This is a genomic window from uncultured Helcococcus sp. (assembly GCF_946998255.1).
Taxonomy (GTDB): Bacteria; Bacillota; Clostridia; order Tissierellales; family Peptoniphilaceae; genus Helcococcus.
In genome coordinates this window covers 1-4,269 of the sequence record NZ_CAMPYN010000077.1, presented here as the reverse complement: position 1 = coordinate 4,269, position 4,269 = coordinate 1, and the positions used below count along the sequence as shown (strand labels likewise).

General features: G+C 30.1%; 3 protein-coding genes. 1 reads left to right on the top strand and 2 read right to left on the bottom strand.

What is annotated here, in order from left to right; genetic code table 11:
* Positions 1-295: 295 nt before the first annotated feature.
* Complete coding sequence (locus tag Q0U66_RS05515) at positions 296-886, top strand: HAD hydrolase-like protein (protein ID WP_297378455.1); 591 nt, start codon at positions 296-298, stop codon at positions 884-886.
* A gap of 71 nt (positions 887-957) precedes the next feature.
* Here the strand turns inward: Q0U66_RS05515 and Q0U66_RS05510 are convergent, their stop codons facing one another.
* Together Q0U66_RS05510 and Q0U66_RS05505 are read right to left on the bottom strand one after the other, a co-directional pair.
* Positions 958-2,718, bottom strand: coding sequence for an ABC transporter ATP-binding protein (locus Q0U66_RS05510; protein WP_297378452.1), 1,761 nt, complete (start codon positions 2,716-2,718; stop codon positions 958-960).
* Positions 2,705-4,269 (bottom strand): ABC transporter ATP-binding protein (locus Q0U66_RS05505; protein WP_297378450.1); only part of this gene is annotated, 1,565 nt, incomplete at its 5' end. The genes Q0U66_RS05505 and Q0U66_RS05510, both read right to left, overlap by 14 nt.

Below are 4,269 nucleotides of genomic sequence, written 5' to 3'. Positions count from 1 at the left end.
TCTACATAATTAATAATATCTTTTGTATAGCCTGTAGGTGAAGCTATATTTGTTAACTCTTTTATATATTTTACTGTGTTTGACATAATCCCTCCATTCAATTAATAAGTATTATAACATTTTAATGACTAGATATAAATTTAATATTACATATATTTATAGTCAAGATATAATTCTACAAAAACCATAATAAAACTATCCCTTTTACTATAAATATAATAAACTACTAATATAACTTGTGAAAATGTTTTCTTTTTGCTATAATATAGGCAAAATGATGTAAAGGTGGTAAAGTATGAAAAATTTGATATTTGACTTTGCAAATGTAATCGCCTCATTCGACCAAGATGAAGTTTTTTATAATTACACAGATTCCACCGAAGATGCTGACTACATTAAAGACTTATTTGATTCAAAAAAAGTATGGGATGAACTATATAAAGGCAAAACCATAGAAAGGGTTTATAACAAGGCTATAAAAAAAGTAAATCCTAAATATCATAAACCGATAAAAGAAATCTTGACTAATTGGTACAAGTTTTTTGATATAAACGGTAAAATGGAAAGATACCTAGAAAAGTTAAAAGAAGAATCCGTTAACCTATATCTATTTGCTAACTTTTCTGACCAATTTGTAAATATCGAAAGATCTAACCAAGATTTAATTAATTTATTCGATGGGGTTTACATATCATATGTAAGAGGTTTTATAAAACCAACCTATATATCTTACCTTGACTTTTTAAAGCAAAATAAGTTAAAGGCAGAAGACTGCCTACTAATAGATACCTGCCAAGAAAGTCTGACTATAGCAGAAGAATTAGATTTTGAAACTTACCCATACGATGGTGATTTAGAAAAACTAAAGAGATTTATAAATAAATGATTATATAAAAATTTTAATTGACATATCCTCTAAGGATAAAACTCTCCCTAATCAAAAAGGGAGAGTTTTATTTATATATAATTTTTAGCTTGAGTTTCAAATAGCTCCCTATATAAATTATGTCCTTTCATCAATTTACTATGGTGGTCATAGGCGGCAACCCTACCCTCATCTATCAATAGGACCTTGTCAGAAAAGGTTGATGATGACATCCTATGGGATATAAATATTGAAGTTTTATTTTTTGTTAACTCGGCGAACTTTTCAAATATTTCAGACTCTGCTATAGGGTCTAAGGCAGCTGTAGGCTCATCCATGATCATGAGTGATCCTCCCTTATTTATAGCCCTAGCAATAGCAAGTTTTTGAGCTTGGCCACCTGAAAAATGTGTAGCATCTTTTTCTAAAGACTTGTCAAGATAAGTATCCATTTTCTTAGGCAGGCTTTCAATATAGTTATACATATTTACATCTTTCAAGGATTCTTCAGCTTCTTTCCTATCATCAGAGCCAGGCATTATATTTTCAAATATTGTATAAGGCATGAGGGTAAAGTCTTGGAAGACTGCTGAAATCTGCTCTATATAAGAATTTATATCATAATCTTTTATGTCTATCCCATTCCATAAAATTTTACCCTTGTCTGGCTCATAAAACCTAGATATTAATTTTACTATGGTAGACTTACCTGCATTGTTTAATCCTACAATTGATATTTTTTCTCCTTTTTCTATTTTGAATGATACATCTTCAAGTATCAACCTATCAGTATTTGGATAAGAGAAGTAAACATTTCTAAATTCAAGACTTTCTAGCTTATCTACTTTTTTATTTCCTGTATTTTTAAATTCTTTTAAGTCGATATAGTCTTTCCATGGGCTTAAATGGGCATTGGCAGTATTTAATCCCGAGATTGATTTTGATACAGCCTGAATAAGGTTTACTAATTTATCTGTTGAATTAAAAACTAGGGTAAAAGTAGCTATGCTTATTACCGGACCCCATATATCACTTATTAATCTTGTCCCATTATAGGCGATAGCTATAAAGGTAATTAAGCTGGCAAAGATAGTTCTAAAAACTTCTAATCTAGTTGCAATACCGATCAAGTCTCCAACCCATTTAAATACAAAGTCCCTATATCCAAGTATTTTAGAAATCCATATTTTACTTATTCCATATATTCTATATTCTTTTTGACTATTAGGACCAGTAGCTTCATCTAGAAAATATCCATACTTCCTATTTAAAGGAACATTTTCTTGCATCAAACTATCTTGCTTTTTTTGCATATGTATGGTTGTTATAGTTGAAAGTGTTAAAATAACTAATATTGTAAGAGTGTATACGATACTATGAGTAAATAAAATCACTAATAATCCAAATATGGTAGTTAAAGCTACTAAAAGATCTTTAATTTCCTCTAAAGTTAATTCGATATAGCCCCAACTTATTGGCATCTTAGCCCTTTGTATAAAGTCTAAAACTTTTGGATCTTCAAGATTATCATAAGATAGGTCCATAGTTTTTTCAGATAGCTTAACAGCTAACATTTCACTTTGAAAATTAGCCCTCTTTTGGTATTTAAGTTTTATAAATTCACTTATTTGTTTTAATAAATAAATTCCTCCTACAAAGGCAAGTATTAGGTATAAAATAGACTTAAAGGATTCTCCTTTTTCTAAGTAAGCTATTACGCTTGCTGGTAAATACATGCTTGCTATGGAGATCAAACTTTCAAAGATAGCTAGTAAGGCTAATAGGACAAAGTAAGTCTTATCTATCTTCCAAGCTTCTTTTATCAATCTTGATATAGTTTTATAAGCTTTCATTTTCCACCTCCTTATAGTATTTACCTTGAGTTTCAAACATATCTCTATATTCATTAGAATTTGCCATTAAGTATTGGTGGCTACCCTTGGCTGAGATTTCTCCCCCATCCAAGAATAAAATTTCATCACAAAATCTTGTTGAAGCTAACCTATGGGATATGAATATACCGGTCTTATTTCCCATATATGAATCAAATTCTTTATATATTTTTTCTTCTGCTAGAGCATCTAGGGCTGAGGTTGGCTCATCCATGATCATCACTGATGTATCCTTTTTATACAAAGCTCTAGCTATCATTAGTTTTTGATTTTCTCCACCTGATAAAATAACCCCATCTTCATATATAACTTTTAAAACATTTTGATCTATACCATTTTCTAGTGATGATATCTTATCCCAAAGGCCCACTTTTTCTAAAGTTTCTTTTACTTTTTCCCTATTTATTCCATCTTCTACACCTGCTATATTTTCAGCAACAGTTAGGGCTAGGGGTTCCGTTTCTTGGAAGACAACGGAAAATATTCTAAATCTTGCTTGCATACTCAAATCATCCGCATTTACACCATCTAAGTAAATAGTTCCTTCTGTAGGCTTGTATAAACCAACTAAAAGTTTGACTATGGTAGTTTTACCTGCTCCATTTACCCCAACTAGGGCCACATTTTTATCAGCATCTATTTCAAAAGATAAGTCCTTAAATACATATTTATCAGATCCCGGATATTTAAATGAAACCCTATCAAATTTAATGGATATAGGTCCTTGGAATTTATGGTCTTTTCCATTCATACTCTTTATTAAATTAGAATCTAGAAAATCATAGGTTAAAATTACATACTGGATATTTTCGTATACATTTGTGACATCTTGGTTTACAGCTTGGATTATATTTGACAAAATAGTAAGAATGGTCAAAGAAGCTATCAAAGTCGCTATAGTCATTTGCCCATTTATCGCCATATAAGTAAAGACAAGCAAGGCTACAAATTGCCCTAGATAAATTGATAGGTTTTCTAAAAATGAAATCTTAAACCTATATTCATCAACCTTATGTTGTTTATCAAGCATCCTATTCATAAAGTTTTTGATATTAGCCAATAACCTATTTTTTAAGGAAAATATTCTAATATCTTTACCATATTTAAAATCTTCTACAACTTCCTTATATTTTTCATATTTCCTAGACTCATCTTGGATAGCAGGTCTAACCTTATTAGCATATTCAGCTGTTTTTGTAGCTAAAAATAAATTTATTAGCATGGATACCATGCTTACAATAAAAACTATATATGATTCCTTTAATAACAAAATCGAAAAGGTTATTATCAAAATAAGATTAGGTAAAAGTCTAAAGGTCCTCATTAAAATATTTTGATAACCTATATTGTCCCCTCCAACCCCCATAAAGGCTTGATTTACTTTAAGCTCAAATTCTGAGTCTTCAAAGTATTCGAAGTCCATGGTCATGACTTTGTCAACCATTTCAATCATGATATTATTTCTATCTAGCATAAAAATGTATTGAATCTTACCTTCAAGGTATAAGTTTA